At 67.3% G+C, this 13,739-nt stretch carries 16 protein-coding genes; 9 read left to right on the forward strand and 7 right to left on the reverse strand.

Annotated elements, in window-relative coordinates:
- The first annotated feature begins 188 nt into the window (after positions 1 to 188).
- Genes JX613_RS12775 through JX613_RS12790 form a run of 4 tightly spaced genes read left to right on the forward strand, consistent with a single transcriptional unit; the run spans position 189 to position 2,411 of the window.
- Positions 189 to 407 carry a YdcH family protein gene (locus tag JX613_RS12775; protein ID WP_207101847.1) on the forward strand — a complete coding sequence of 73 codons (219 nt, stop codon included), beginning with the start codon at positions 189 to 191 and terminating at the stop codon, positions 405 to 407.
- Between the two features lie 54 nt (positions 408 to 461).
- Positions 462 to 947 carry a 5-(carboxyamino)imidazole ribonucleotide mutase gene (gene purE / locus JX613_RS12780; protein WP_207101848.1) on the forward strand — a complete coding sequence of 162 codons (486 nt, stop codon included), beginning with the start codon at positions 462 to 464 and terminating at the stop codon, positions 945 to 947.
- Entirely contained in the window at positions 940 to 1,974 is a 1,035-nt protein-coding gene (locus JX613_RS12785; protein ID WP_207101849.1) for a 5-(carboxyamino)imidazole ribonucleotide synthase, read from the forward strand. Before purE ends, JX613_RS12785 begins: the two co-directional genes overlap by 8 nt.
- Complete coding sequence (locus JX613_RS12790) at positions 1,971 to 2,411, forward strand: NUDIX domain-containing protein (protein ID WP_207101850.1); 441 nt, start codon at positions 1,971 to 1,973, stop codon at positions 2,409 to 2,411. The genes JX613_RS12785 and JX613_RS12790 overlap by 4 nt, the downstream gene beginning before the upstream one ends.
- 56 nt (positions 2,412 to 2,467) lie before the next feature.
- Here the strand turns inward: JX613_RS12790 and purF are convergent, their stop codons facing one another.
- The 3 genes from purF to radA all read right to left on the reverse strand — a co-directional run bounded on the left by purF (position 2,468) and on the right by radA (position 6,097).
- On the reverse strand, positions 2,468 to 3,958 hold the full coding sequence (purF, locus tag JX613_RS12795; protein ID WP_207101851.1) for an amidophosphoribosyltransferase: 1,491 nt from the start codon (positions 3,956 to 3,958) through the stop codon (positions 2,468 to 2,470).
- A gap of 138 nt (positions 3,959 to 4,096) precedes the next feature.
- Complete coding sequence (locus JX613_RS12800; protein WP_207101852.1) at positions 4,097 to 4,690, reverse strand: CvpA family protein; 594 nt, start codon at positions 4,688 to 4,690, stop codon at positions 4,097 to 4,099.
- A 42-nt stretch (positions 4,691 to 4,732) separates the two neighbouring features.
- Positions 4,733 to 6,097, reverse strand: coding sequence for a DNA repair protein RadA (gene radA, locus JX613_RS12805; RefSeq protein ID WP_207101853.1), 1,365 nt, complete (start codon positions 6,095 to 6,097; stop codon positions 4,733 to 4,735).
- 124 nt (positions 6,098 to 6,221) lie between these two features.
- Here radA and JX613_RS12810 point away from each other — a divergent pair, with 124 nt between their 5' ends.
- From JX613_RS12810 to JX613_RS12825, 4 genes are read left to right on the forward strand one after another with little or no spacing between them, the layout of a single operon-like run.
- Positions 6,222 to 7,523 (forward strand): lipoprotein-releasing ABC transporter permease subunit, encoded by a 1,302-nt coding sequence (locus JX613_RS12810; protein ID WP_207101854.1) that lies wholly within the window; start codon positions 6,222 to 6,224, stop codon positions 7,521 to 7,523.
- The gene (locus JX613_RS12815) at positions 7,516 to 8,187 is read left to right on the forward strand and encodes an ABC transporter ATP-binding protein (RefSeq protein WP_207101855.1); all 672 of its coding nucleotides are present in this window, start codon (positions 7,516 to 7,518) and stop codon (positions 8,185 to 8,187) included. Before JX613_RS12810 ends, JX613_RS12815 begins: the two co-directional genes overlap by 8 nt.
- 52 nt (positions 8,188 to 8,239) lie before the next feature.
- Entirely contained in the window at positions 8,240 to 8,650 is a 411-nt protein-coding gene (locus JX613_RS12820) for a c-type cytochrome (RefSeq protein ID WP_207101856.1), read from the forward strand.
- Positions 8,647 to 9,147, forward strand: coding sequence for a phosphatase PAP2 family protein (locus JX613_RS12825; RefSeq protein WP_237168552.1), 501 nt, complete (start codon positions 8,647 to 8,649; stop codon positions 9,145 to 9,147). The genes JX613_RS12820 and JX613_RS12825 overlap by 4 nt, the downstream gene beginning before the upstream one ends.
- Here the strand turns inward: JX613_RS12825 and JX613_RS12830 are convergent.
- The 4 genes from JX613_RS12830 to fabA form a co-directional block, all read right to left on the reverse strand.
- Complete coding sequence (locus JX613_RS12830; protein ID WP_207101857.1) at positions 9,144 to 9,971, reverse strand: alpha/beta fold hydrolase; 828 nt, start codon at positions 9,969 to 9,971, stop codon at positions 9,144 to 9,146. The genes JX613_RS12825 and JX613_RS12830 overlap by 4 nt on opposite strands.
- Before the next feature lie 64 nt (positions 9,972 to 10,035).
- Positions 10,036 to 10,824 (reverse strand): enoyl-ACP reductase FabI, encoded by a 789-nt coding sequence (locus tag JX613_RS12835; RefSeq protein ID WP_207101858.1) that lies wholly within the window; start codon positions 10,822 to 10,824, stop codon positions 10,036 to 10,038.
- 12 nt (positions 10,825 to 10,836) lie between these two features.
- A complete protein-coding gene (fabB, locus tag JX613_RS12840) occupies positions 10,837 to 12,066 on the reverse strand; it encodes a beta-ketoacyl-ACP synthase I (protein ID WP_207101859.1) in 1,230 nt (409 codons plus the stop codon).
- 19 nt (positions 12,067 to 12,085) lie between these two features.
- Positions 12,086 to 12,595 (reverse strand): bifunctional 3-hydroxydecanoyl-ACP dehydratase/trans-2-decenoyl-ACP isomerase, encoded by a 510-nt coding sequence (fabA, locus tag JX613_RS12845; protein ID WP_207101891.1) that lies wholly within the window; start codon positions 12,593 to 12,595, stop codon positions 12,086 to 12,088.
- 157 nt (positions 12,596 to 12,752) lie between these two features.
- Between fabA and gshB the strand changes: the two genes are divergently transcribed.
- Positions 12,753 to 13,697 carry a glutathione synthase gene (gshB, locus tag JX613_RS12850; protein WP_207101860.1) on the forward strand — a complete coding sequence of 315 codons (945 nt, stop codon included), beginning with the start codon at positions 12,753 to 12,755 and terminating at the stop codon, positions 13,695 to 13,697.
- Positions 13,698 to 13,739: the final 42 nt, after the last annotated feature.

A 13,739-nucleotide genomic window follows, 5' to 3' on the forward strand; every position in this document is an offset into this window, starting at 1 on the left:
GGCCCCGGTCCGGCAACCCGTTGGCAATTATATGTGGCCTGAGGGCGTCCCGCGCAAGATGTGGGGCTTGCCTGCCACGGGCATTCCGCATTCGCCCCTGTTAACCACGCCAGCCAGTTAACAGCGCGCCAAAGACGCGCTATGATGCTGGAAAAACAACGGTCAATCGTCCCAACCGGGCAAGCCAGATGAACATGCACCACGAAATGTCCCATGACGAAATCGCCCGCGCGCGGCTCGAGGCCCTGCGGTGCGAGCATCGCGACCTGGACGAGGCGATCGCGGCGCTGTCGGCGCAGCAACTGACCTCGTCGCTGGCGCTGCAACGGTTGAAGAAGCAGAAGCTGATGCTCAAGGACCAGATCGCCCGGCTGGAAGACGAGATCACCCCCGACATCATCGCCTGATTGCGGCCCGGCGCCCTGCACGCTATTGCGGGCGCAGGCAACCGGGGGACGCGGATGGACACACCTGTCGGGATCATCATGGGCAGCCAGTCCGACTGGCCCACGATGAAAGAGGCCGCAACGATCCTGGACGAGCTTGGCGTCGGGTACGAGGCCCGCATCGTCAGCGCGCATCGCACCCCCGACCGGCTGTGGGATTACGGCAGGACGGCGGTGGAACGCGGCCTGCGCGTCATCATCGCGGGCGCCGGGGGCGCGGCCCATCTGCCGGGCATGATGGCGTCCAAGACCAGGCTGCCGGTGATCGGCGTGCCGGTCCAGACCCGCGCGCTGTCCGGGGTCGATTCGCTGTATTCCATCCTGCAGATGCCCAAGGGCTATCCGGTCGCCACCATGGCCATCGGGTCGGCGGGGGCGGCCAATGCCGGGCTGATGGCGGCGGGGATCCTCGCGCTGTCCGACCGCGCCCTGGCCCAACGCCTGGACGCCTGGCGGCAGGCCCTGTCCGATTCCATCCCCGAGGCACCGCGCGATGAGTGATGTCCAGACCATCGGCATCCTGGGCGGCGGGCAACTGGGCCGGATGCTGTCGGTCGCCGCCAGCCGCCTGGGCCTGCGCTGCCACATCTATGAACCGGGCGCCGCGCCCGCGGGCGACGTGGCCTGGCGGGTGACCACCGCGCCCTACGAGGACGAAGCCGCCCTGCGCGCCTTCGCCGAAAGCGTGGACGTGATCACCTACGAATTCGAGAACGTCCCGACCTCGGCGCTCGACCTGCTGGAATCGATCCGCCCGATCCGCCCCAACCGCCGCGCCCTGGCGGTGTCGCAGGACCGGCTGGCGGAAAAGACCTTTTTGAACGACATCGGCCTGGCGACCGCGCCCTTCGCCGATGTGCCCGAACAGGCCGACCTGGACGCCGCCATTGCCCGCATCGGCCGCCCCTCGATCCTCAAGACCCGGCGCATGGGCTATGACGGCAAGGGGCAGGTCCGCATTGGTGACGGCCCGGCGGAATGGACCGGCGCGCCCTCGGTGCTGGAGGGCTTCGTGGATTTCAGCGCCGAGATCAGCGTGATCATCGCCCGCGGCGCCGACGGCCAGGTCGCGGCCTTCGACCCCGGCCTGAACGTCCATGAAGGGGGCATCCTGCGCACGACCACCGTCCCCTGCGGACTGCCTGCCAAGGCGACGACCGACGCCGTGCTGATCGGGGCGCGCATCGCCAACGCGCTGGAGTATGTGGGCGTGATGGGGGTGGAACTGTTCGTGACCCCCCAGGGCCTGATCGTGAACGAGATCGCGCCCCGCGTCCACAACTCGGGCCACTGGACGCAGGCCGGTTGCGCGGTGGACCAGTTCGAGCAGCACATCCGTGCCGTGGCAGGCCTGCCCCTGGGCGACGGCAAGCGGTATGCAGACGTGGTGATGGAGAACCTGATCGGCGACGACCTGGACCGCGTGCCGGACCTGCTGAAGACTCCGAACACCCAGGTCCACCTTTACGGCAAGGGTGCGCCCAGGCCGGGCCGCAAGATGGGCCACGTCAACCGGATCATCGGATGAGGCCGCCAAGGCTCGCCGTCCGCGCGGCGATCCTGCGGGACGACCGGCTGCTGATGGTGAACGCCTATCCGGGCCAGCAGTCCGACCTTTGGTGCCTGCCCGGCGGCGGCGTGGAACCCGGCCAGTCGCTGCCCGAAAACCTCATCCGCGAAGTGGCCGAGGAAACCGGCCTTTCGATCACCGTCAGCGCGCCGATCCTGGTCAACGAATTCCACGACCCCGAACGCGGCTTCCATCAGGTGGAGATCATCTTCCGCGCCCTGCTGGCCGATGACGCGGCGGTCACGCTGGACGACCCCGAAGGCGTGGTGAACCGCTTTGTGTGGGCCACGCGCGCGGACCTTCGCACCTTGCGCCACAAGCCTGGGATGCTGGCCCGCGCTGTCTGGGGCCAGCACGCCGCCTGGTACGACCCCTTGGAACAGATCGTCCGCTAGAGCCTGCTTTGGACCTTAAATATCCCACGGGGGCCCGGGGGTGTGAAACCCCCGGCTTACTCCGCCGCCTCGCTCACCGCCGTTTCCGACCCGGTCTTCATGCGGAACCCGCGCTCCAGCTGATCGAACGGCGCCACCGGATAATCGCCCGAGAAGCAGGCGTCGCAATACTGGGGGCAGGCCTTGTTGCGGCCCCCGGCCTCGCCCACGGCGCGGTAAAGCCCGTCCAGGGACACGAAGGCCAGCGAATCGACGCCGATCCAGTCGCGCATCTCCTCGGGCGTCATGTTCGCGGCCAGCAGCTTGTCGCGGTCGGGCGTGTCCACGCCATAGAAGCAGGGCCAGGCGGTCGGGGGCGAGGCGATGCGGAAATGCACGGCGGCCGCGCCCGCGTCCAGGATCATGTCCTTGATCTTGCGCGACGTGGTGCCGCGCACCACGCTGTCATCCACCAGAACCACCCGCTTGCCCGCGATCAGCGACCGGTTCACGTTCAGCTTCAGCCGCACGCCCATGTTGCGGATCTGCTCGGTCGGCTCGATGAAGGTGCGGCCCATGTACTGGTTGCGGATGATCCCCATGCCATAGGGAATGCCCGATTCCTGGGCAAAGCCGATGGCCGCGGGCGTGCCGCTGTCGGGAACGGGGCAGACCAGATCGGCCTCGATCGGCGCCTCGCGCGCCAGTTCCACGCCGATCTGGCGGCGCGTTTCATAGACCGACCGCCCGCCGATGATCGAATCGGGGCGCGAGAAATAGACGTGCTCAAAGATGCAGAACCGCCCCTTGGACGGCCCGAAGGGGCGTGAGCTTTCGACCTCGCCCTTGGAAATCACCACCATCTCGCCCGGCTCGATTTCCCGGATGAACTCGGCACCGATGATGTCCAGGGCGCAGGTCTCGGATGCCAGCACGAAGCCGTCGTCGCCCACCTTGCCCAGCACCAGCGGACGCACGCCCAGGGGATCGCGCACGCCGATCAGCTTGGTGCGGGTCATGGCGATGACGGAAAACGCGCCCTCGACCCGGCGCAGCGCGTCCTTCATCCGTTCGGGAATGTTGCGCTGGATCGACCGCGCCATCAGGTGGACGATGCATTCGCTGTCCGACGAGGACTGGAAGATCGACCCGCGCTCGATCAGCTCGCGGCGCAGGGCGGCGGCATTGGTGATGTTGCCGTTATGGGCGATGGCGCAGCCGCCCATGTGGAATTCGCCGAAAAAGGGCTGCACGTCGCGGATCGCGGTCGCGGCCTTGGTCCCGGCGGTGGAGTATCGCACATGGCCGATGGCCAGCGGGCCGGGCAGGGTGGCCATCACCTCGGGCTTGGTGAAATTGTCGCGGACATAGCCGAAGCGGTGCGCGCTGTTGAAGCCATGCTCGGGGTCGTGGGCGATGATGCCGCCCGCTTCCTGGCCGCGATGCTGCAACGCGTGCAGGCCCAGGGCCACGAAGCTGGAGGCGTCCGTCACGCCGATGGCGCCAAAAATGCCGCATTCTTCGTGCAGGCGGTCCGAATCGAACGGATGGGCCAGGAATGGTTGCATCGCGGCGGTCCTGAATGGCTGTGCAGCTGTCCCGCCCCATGTAGTGCGGGTGCGTCCGAAAGTCACGCCCCCGCGCGGCGGCGGGGGCGGTTTTTCGTCACCAAATCGTCATGGCAGGTCTGCCATGCAGCACGTGCATCAGTTCGCGGGCGGCGTTTCCTGGGCCGAGGGGGCGGCGGTCGCCGTGCAGCCCGCCACCATCTGCTCGTACCGGCTGACGATCCAGCCGGGCGCGTCGTCGGGAACCTGCTGGTCCAGCTGGCCGCGCATCCGCTCGAACACCTGGGCCGAGCGGCTGTTTTCCACGACCGCGACCTGCTGGCTGGTCATCACGCGGTCATAGACGATGAAGGCGATGGCGACCAGCAGGATGCCGCGCGCCACCCCGAACAGGAAGCCCATGCCCTGGTCCACCCCGCCAAGCGCGGATCGTTGCACGACCGACGAAAACAGCGGCGTGATGATCGAGAACACGACAAGCGCCAGGGCGAAGACCACGGCGAAGCCCGCGATGGTGGCCAATTCGCAACTGTCGCCCAGGAAACGGTCCAGCACGGGCAGCTGCGCGATCAGCGGGCGCATTGCGGCGGCGAAGATGAAGGCCAGGATGGCCGCGCCGATCCATCCCAGGATCGCCAACGATTCGCGCACGAAGCCGCGCGACCAGGCCAGGATGGCCGAAAGGATGATGACCGCAGCCACCACCGCGTCGATAACTGTAAACCCGTCCATGGCCTCGCCCCTCGCGCCGGTTATGGTTCTTTATCAGGCACTTCAGCCGGCGCCGAAGACCTCTCCTGCAAATCCCGTCAGGTCGGCGATGCGCCGCACGCTCATCCCGCCTGCGCCCTCGACCTTTTGGCTGTCGGGCAAAATCGCCTGTGAAAAACCAAGTTTCTGCGCTTCTTTCAACCTGTTTTCGGCCTGGGCCACGGGACGCAGCGCGCCGGACAGGCTGATTTCGCCGAACAGCACGGCTTCCGGGGGCAGGGCGCTGTCCTCGCGCGCCGACAGAAGCGCGCCCGCTATGGCAAGGTCGGCGGCGGGTTCGTTGACCCGCATCCCGCCCGCGACGTTCAGGAACACGTCCAGTCCCGCGAAGGGGATGCCGCAGCGCGCCTCCAGCACCGCCAGGATCGTGCTGACCCGACCGCTATCCAGGCCCACCACCGTGCGGCGGGGGGAAGCGAGCGTTGAAGGGGCGACCAGCGCCTGCACTTCGGTCAGGACGGGACGCGTGCCCTCGATCCCGGCAAAGACGGCGCTGCCGGGTACCGGCTGGCCGCGTTCGGACAGGAACAGCGCCGAGGGGTTGGCGACCTCGGCCAGCCCGCTGCCGGTCATCTCGAAGACGCCGATCTCGTCCGCCGGGCCGAAGCGGTTCTTGACCGACCGCAGGATGCGGAACTGGTGGCCGCGCTCGCCCTCGAAATAGATCACGGTATCGACCATGTGTTCCACCACGCGGGGACCGGCGATCTGGCCTTCCTTGGTGACATGGCCCACCAGGAAGATCGCCACGCCTTTGCGCTTGGCGAATGTCACCAGCTCATGCGCCGCCGCCCGGACCTGGGCCACGCTGCCGGGCGCGGCCTCGACCTGGTCGGACCAGAGCGTCTGGACGGAATCGATGATCGCTAGATCAGGGCGTTCGTTGTCCAGCGTGGTCAGGATGTCGCGCAGGTTGGTTTCCGCCCCCAGCCGGACCGGCGCATCCGCCAGACCCAGCCGTTGCGCGCGCATCCTGACCTGGGCGCTGGCCTCCTCGCCGCTGATATAGACGGCGTTGGCACCGCGCCGCGCGAAGGCCGCAGCCCCCTGCAACAGCAGCGTCGATTTGCCGATGCCGGGATCGCCGCCCACCAGGATGGCGCTGCCGGGCACAAGGCCGCCGCCCAGGACGCGGTCCAGTTCCTCCATCCCCGACAGGCTGCGCGGGGGCGGGGCCTCGGTCGTCATCAGGCTGGACAGCGGGACCGCGCGGCCCTTGTGGGCGCCAAGGCCCCGGCCCGGTCCCTGGGACAGGGGCGCTTCCTCGACGATTGTGTTCCAGGCCCCGCAGGCGTCGCAGCGCCCGGCCCATTTCTTGTGGGACGCACCGCAGGCGGTGCAGGTGAAAGCATTGGTGGATTTTGCCATCAGCGTGATGTGGCATCTGCGGACAGCCGCCGCAAGTTCCCTGTTCGTTCAAAGTCACGCCATTGTCGGCTTGATCTTTCGGGGCGGCCCGGTCAGGTTCCCCGCGCAAAATCAAGGCATCCCGATGGCCACACCCCGACCGTTCTCGCGTTACGAATTCACCATCGCCTGGCGATACCTGCGCGCCCGTCGGGCCGAAGGCGGCGTCAGCGTGATGACCTGGATCAGCCTGATCGGCATCGCCCTGGGGGTCATGGCGCTGATCGCCACGCTGGCCGTGCGCGCGGGTTTCCGGGCGGAATTCGTGGACACCATCCTGGGGGCGAACGCCCATACCACCGTCTACATGGCCCCGCAGCGGATCACCAACGAGTTCACCGAGGATGTCTATGTCGTCCCCGGCCGCATTGCCGATTACGACGCCATGGCCGCCAGGCTGGCGCAGGTTCCGGGCGTCACGCGCACCGCTCCGGTCATTCGCGGGCAGGTCATGGCGACCGCCAACGACAGCTCGAACGTAGCCGAGGTTTTTGGCGTAACCCTCGATGATCTCAAGGCAATGCCGCGGATCGTGGACCCCGAGACCTCGACCGGCAACCTTGACGACTTCGACCGAGGCATCGCCATCGGCTCGGGCATCGCCCGCGAACTGGCCGTCGGATTGGGCGACAGGATCCGCCTGATCGCCCCCGAAGGCGCGCGCACCGCCATCGGCACCACGCCGCGCGTCAAGGCCTATGAGGTGACCTACATCTTCAGCGCCGGGCGATACGACATTGACCGCACCCGCATCTACATGCCCATGGCCGAGGCGCAGTCCTATTTCAACCGCGAAGGCGTGGCCGACGAGATCGAGGTTTTCGTCACCGACCCCGAGCGTGTGGACGACTGGACCCTGCCGCTGATCCAGGCGGCGGGCGAGGGGGCGCAGGTCTGGAACTGGCGCGACTCTTCCGGCTCGTTCCTGGCGGCCCTGGACATGGAAGACGACGTGATGTTCGTGATCCTGTCGGTGCTGGTGCTGATCGCCTCGATGAACATCACCTCGGGCCTGATCATGCTGGTCAAGAACAAGGGCCGCGACATCGGCATCTTGCGCACCATGGGCCTGACCGAGGGCGCGGTGCTGCGGGTCTTCTTCCTGTGCGGCGCCTTCACGGGCGTGATCGGCACGGTCGCCGGGGTGATCCTTGGCGTGGCTCTCGCGCTGAACGTGGACAACATCATGGCCGCGCTGAACGCCCTGACCGGCGGCGGCGCCTGGCAGCCCGAGGTGCGCGGCATCTATCGCCTGCCTGCCGAGTTGCGTGCATGGGACATCTTCCGCGCGGTGGCGCTGTCGCTGGCGCTGTCCTTTGTCGTCACCATCTTCCCCGCGCGCCGCGCCGCGCGCATGAACCCGGTCGAGGCGCTGCGCTATGAATGACGTCCTGCGGCTGGAGGCGGTCGGCAAGACCTATGGCAAGGACGGCCCCGCCCCGGTCCCCGTGCTGCGCGGCCTGGACCTGTCCGTCGCGCGGGGCGAGGTCGTGGCCCTGGTCGCGCCCTCGGGCGCGGGCAAATCCACGCTGCTGCATATCGCGGGGCTTCTGGATACGCCCGACACGGGCCGGGTGATCCTGCAAGGCCGCGACATGACCGGCCTTCCCGACCGCGCCCGGACCGAGGCGCGCCGCGCCGATCTGGGCTTCGTTTACCAATTCCACCACCTGCTGCCCGAATTCAGCGCGGCGGAAAACATCATCCTGCCGCAGCTTGCCAATGGCGTGGCGCCGCGCGATGCGGCCGCCCGCGCCGCCGACCTTTTGTCCCGCGTGGGCCTGACCGCGCGCGCGGATCACCGCCCGGCGGCGCTGTCGGGTGGCGAGCAGCAGCGGGTGGCCTTTTGCCGCGCGCTGGCGAACCAGCCCGCGCTGCTGCTGGCGGACGAACCCACCGGAAACCTGGACCCCGAGACATCCGACCGGGTCTTCGACATGCTGATGGCGCTGGTCCGCGACACCGGCCTGTCGGCGCTGATCGCCACGCACAACCACGACCTTGCCCGCCGCATGGACCGGGTGATCAGCCTGAACAGGGCGGTTGCCTGACGCAACCCGCCGGGGCAAACTTGACCCAAAAGCAATCAGAGGGACGGCAGCGATGAAGGCAACATACGGGGCGATCTTGTCCGGCATGGCAATGGCGGGGGTGATCGCGGCCTGCGCGCCTCAGATCACGGACAAGGCTCAGGCGCGCAACGATTTCAATGCCTTGTGCGTCGATTGCCACGGCGCGACCGGGCGTGGCGACGGTCCTGCGGCGGCGGGCATGGTGCCCCGTCCGGTGGACCTGACCCGGGTGGCCGCGAAGAACGGCGGCACCTTCCCGCGCCTGCGGGTGATGGGCCACATCTATGGCTTCACGCCGGGCCGCAGCGAATCGCCGATGCCGGAATTCGGCGACCTGATGGACGGCCCGACCGTGCCCTATGACGCGGGCGACGGCATCCCCACGCCCACCCCCGCGCGCCTTGTCGCCCTGATGGAATATGTCGAGGCGATGCAGCGTTGAAGCTTTTGCCTGCCGCAGCCCTCGCGGCGACCCTGGCCCAACCCGCCGCCGCCGACCCGTTCAAGGATTTCGGCACCGCGATGAAATACGGCCTGCCCCTGGCCGCCGCCGTCTGTGCCGCCCGCGACGACCGGCTGGAGGATTTCGCGGTCCGCGGCGCCTTGCAGGCGGCGGTGGTCTGGGGTCTGAAATCCTGGCTGGACGGCACGCCGGTGTCGCTCCGGCCGAACGGGGAAGGGAAGGGGTTTCCGTCCGGCCACTCCGCCGCCGCGGCCTTTGGCGCGGCCGACCTAGCGGGCAAGTGTTTTCCCGACGACCGCGCGGCAGGCATCGGCCTTTACGGCGCGGCGGGGCTGACGGCGGCCAGCCGCGTTCATGCGGGCGAACACACGATGCAGCAGGCGCTGACCGGCGCGCTGATCGGCTTCACCTTCGGCGCCGCCGATTTCGGCATCGGCACCGAGGGCGCCAGCTTCAGCATCGGGATGCGTTTCTAACGCCCGCAGCGGTCCAGCCAAGCGTTGATGGTGGCCAGCGACTCCGGCTCGTCCAGCCAAGGGACATGAGCGCGGCCCGGCACCTCGGCAAGGATCGTGTCGGGGCGGCGGCGCAGCATCTCGGCGGCAACGGAAGCCGACAGCAGGTCGGAATTGGCCCCCCGGATCAGCGCGACCGGCATCCCCGCCGTGGCGTCCCACAGCGGCCATAGATCCGGCGCATCGCCCTGGAACGCCGCCAAAAATGCCTCGCGCAGCGCGGGGTCATACCGGATCCGCAACCCGTCCGGCGTTTCCTCGTAATGCCGCTGCGCATCGGCCAGCCAACGGCCTTCCGGCACATCGGCAAAGCCCGGCATCGCCGCCGGCAACCGCTCCGCCAAGGCCTCATGCGTCCGCGCCGCCGGATTGCGCCCGACATAGTCGAAGATCCGCTCCAGCCCCGAACGCTCGATCACCGGCCCGACATCGTTCAGGCACAGCCCCAGCAGCCGGTCATGCGCCACGGCGGCCAACAGCATCCCGATCAGCCCGCCGCGCGACGTGCCCAGCACCGCCGCCCGGCCGATCCCCAGATGATCCAGCAGCGCCAGCGCATCCTTGCCCTCCTGCGGCACGGTATAGCTCGCTGCGCCCGTCCATTCCGACTGCCCGCGCCCGCGATAATCCATGCGGATCAGCCGCACGCCCGCCAGATGCGGCGCGACATAGTCGAAATCGCCCATGTTCCGCGTCAGCCCCGCAAGGCACAGAACCGGCAGTCCTTCGCCCTCATCCGAAAAGGCCAGCCGCGCCCCGTCACTCGCCGTAAAGAACTCGACCATGCCTGCTTTGGACCTCAAATATCCCACAGGGGGTCCGGGGGACGTGAAGTCCCCCGGCTTTACCTTACAAATTCTCGCTCTGCGGCATCCCCAGGACGTGATATCCGCCATCGACCAGCACGACCTCTCCGGTGGTGCAGGCGCCCCAGTCCGACAACAGCCAGACGGCGGTGCCGCCGATCGCCTCCAGCGTGGCATTGGCGCGCAGGGGGGCGTTGGCCTCGGTATGGCGGAAGGTCTTGCGCGCCCCGCCGATGGCCGCGCCCGCCAGCGTCTTCATCGGGCCGGGGCTGATCGCGTTCACCCGGATCCCGTCCGGCCCCAGGTCGTTGGCCAGATAGCGCACGGCGGATTCCAGCGCCGCCTTGGCGACACCCATGACGTTATAGAAGGGCGTCACCCGGTTCGACCCGCCATAGGTCAGCGTGATCAGCGACCCGCCCTCGGCCATCAAGGGATGGGCGCGCCGCGCCACCTCGATCAGCGAATAGCACGAAATCTCAAGGCTGTGCTTGAAGTTCGCCCGGCTGGTGTTCACGAACCGGCCGGTCAGCTCGTTCTTGTTGGAAAAGGCGATGGCGTGGATCACGAAGTCCAGCTTGCCCCAGCGATCCGTGATCGCCGCGAAGGCCGCGTCCAGCGAGGCGTCGTCGGTCACGTCCACGTCCAGCAGGAAATCCGACCCCACCGATGCCGCCAGCGGCTGCACCCGCTTGCCGAACGCCTCGCCCTGATACGAGAACGCCAGTTCCGCCCCCTGGTCCGCCACCGCTTTCGCAATGCCCCAGGCGATCGAGTGGTCGTTGGCGACCCCCATCACAAGCCCGCGCTTGCCCTTCAGAAGATCGCCCATCAATGACCCCGCTTAATCCTGATACTTCGACATCAGCAAGGTGGCGTTCGTTCCCCCGAAGCCGAAGCTGTTCGACAGCACCGAGTCGAGGCCGGCATTGTCCACCCGGCTTGTGGCAATCTCGCCCGGCTGGATCTCGGGGTCTAGGGTCGTCACGTTTGCAGATGCTGCAATGAAGTCATTTTGCAACATCAGCAGGCTGTAGATCGCCTCGTGCACGCCCGTTGCGCCCAGGGAATGCCCGGTCAGCGACTTGGTGGAACTGATCGGCGGCGTGTTCCCCTCGCCCCAGATGCGGCGGATCGCCTTGACCTCGCCGATGTCGCCCACCGGGGTCGAGGTGCCATGCGCGTTGATATAGCTGACACGGCGGCCTTCCGGCAGCGTGGACAGGGCCAGCCGCATCGACCGCTCGCCGCCCTCGCCCGAGGGGGCCACCATGTCGTAACCGTCGCTGGTCGCGCCATAGCCGGTGACTTCGGCATAAATCTTGGCCCCGCGCGCCAGCGCATGGGACAGTTCCTCCAGCACCACGACCCCGCCGCCGCCCGCGATGACGAAACCGTCGCGGGTCGCGTCATAGGGGCGGGACGCGGTTTCCGGCGTGTCGTTGTATTTCGACGACATGGCGCCCATCGCGTCGAACAGGCAGGACAGCGTCCAGTCCAGTTCCTCGCCCCCGCCGGCGAAGACGATGTCCTGCTTTCCCATCTGGATCTGTTCCACCCCGTTGCCGATGCAATGGGCCGATGTGGAACAGGCCGAGGTGATGGAATAGTTCACGCCCTTGATCTTGAAGGGCGTGGCCAGACAGGCCGAGTTGGTGGACGACATGCAGCGCGTCACCATGAACGGACCCATCTTCTTGGGCGCGCCCTTTTCGATAACGGTCTGGTGCGCCTCGAAGAAGTTCGAGGTGGACGGCCCGCCCGATCCCATGATCAGGCCGGTGCGCGGGTTCGACACGTCGCCTTCCTCAAGCCCGCTGTCCTTGATCGCCTGTTCCATGGCGATGAAGTTGTATGCCGCGCCCGGACCCATGAAGCGCAGGTTGCGCTTGTCGATATGGTCCTCCAGCACGATCTGGGGCATCCCGTGGATCTGGCTGCGAAAGCCGTGTTCCGCATATTCGGGCGCGAAGACGATGCCCGAACGGCCCGTCTTCAGGCTTTCCGTGACCTCGCCTGCGTTGTTGCCGATGGGCGAGACGATGCCAAGGCCGGTGATGACGACGCGTCGCATGGCGCCTCCTCCTTATTGCTTAACTGGCCGACAACGCGACCTTCATGTCCTTGACCTGGTAGATGGTCTCGCCATCCGCCTCGACCCGGCCATCGGCCACGCCCATGGTCAGGCGCCGCGTCTGCACGGCCTTGGTGAAATCCACATGGTAACGCAACAGCTTGCGGTCGGGGCGGACCATGCCGGTCAGCTTGACCTCTCCCACGCCCAGGGCATAGCCGCGCCCCTGCCAGCCGCGCCAGCCCAGGTTGAAGCCGGTCAGCTGCCACAGGCCATCGAGGCCCAGGCAGCCCGGCATGATCGGGTTGCCGGGAAAGTGGCAGGCGAAGAACCACAGGTCCGGTTTGATGTCGAATTCGGCCACCACATGGCCCTTGCCATGTTCGCCGCCGTCTTCCGAGATCTCCGTGATGCGGTCCATCATCAGCATGGGCGGTTCGGGCAGCTGCGCATTGCCGGGGCCGAACAGCTCGCCCCGCGCGCAGGCCAGAAGGTCGTCGCGGTCGAAGCTGGTTTTCTCCATCGCCATGCGGTTCTTGCCTTTCCTGCGGGCCATCGGCCAGCTTTTCTCAAAATCGACGCCCGTCTATCACTTGGGGCGACGCGCGTGCAAGTCAATGCAGCAGCGGCTTGCATCTCGCAAATCGGCGGGCGACAAGCTGTCCAACCCCTTCAAGGAGGACCGCATGAGCCTGTATGTCGCCCTGCAAATGGACCCGGTCGAGGATGTCTCGATTACCGGGGACAGCACCTTCCGCATCGGGCTTGAGGCGCAGGCCCGCGGCCACCGGCTGTTCCAGTACACCGTCGATCAGCTGCGCTATGACGAGGGCCGGGTGATCGCCCGCGGCCGCCCCGTGACCCTGCGGCGCGAGCAGGGCAACCATGTCACCTTTGGCGATTGGGCCGATGTGGACCTGTCCGATTTCGACGTGGTCTGGCTGCGCCAGGATCCGCCCTTCGACATGGCCTATGTGACCTCGACGCATCTGCTGGACCGGGTGCATCCCGGGACGCTGGTGGTGAACGATCCCTTCTGGGTCAGGAACTGCCCGGAAAAGCTGATGGTGCTGGATTTCCCCGACCTGACGCCCCCCACCATGATCGCCCGCGACCCCGCCGCGATCCGCGCCTTCCGCGACCGGCACGGCGACATCATCGTCAAGCCGCTCTACGGCAACGGGGGCGCAGGGGTCTTCCACCTGGACCCCGAGGACCGCAACCTGTCGGCGCTGCTGGAACTGTTCGCGGGCATCAGCCGGGAACCGATGATCGCGCAGAAATACATCCATGCCGTCAGCAAGGGCGACAAGCGCATCATCCTGGTGGACGGCGAACCCGTCGGCGCCATCAACCGCGTGCCGCAAACGGGCGAGGCACGGTCGAACATGCATGTCGGCGGGCGCGCGGAAAAGATCGGCCTGACCGAGCGGGAATACGAGATCTGCAAGCGGATCGGCCCGGTGCTGCGCGAAAAGGGCCTGATCTTCACCGGCATCGACGTGATCGACGGCTGGCTGACCGAGATCAACGTGACCTCGCCCACGGGGATCCAGGAACTGGAGCGGTTCGACGGGATCAACGCGGCGGAGAAGATCTGGGAAGCGATCGAGCGGCGGGTGGCTGCGTAGGGTGGGGTTTCACCTCATCGTTGCAGAGATGTTGCGGAGAGT

Source organism: Paracoccus shandongensis, from assembly GCF_017315735.1.
Lineage (GTDB): Bacteria > Pseudomonadota > Alphaproteobacteria > Rhodobacterales > Rhodobacteraceae > Paracoccus > Paracoccus shandongensis.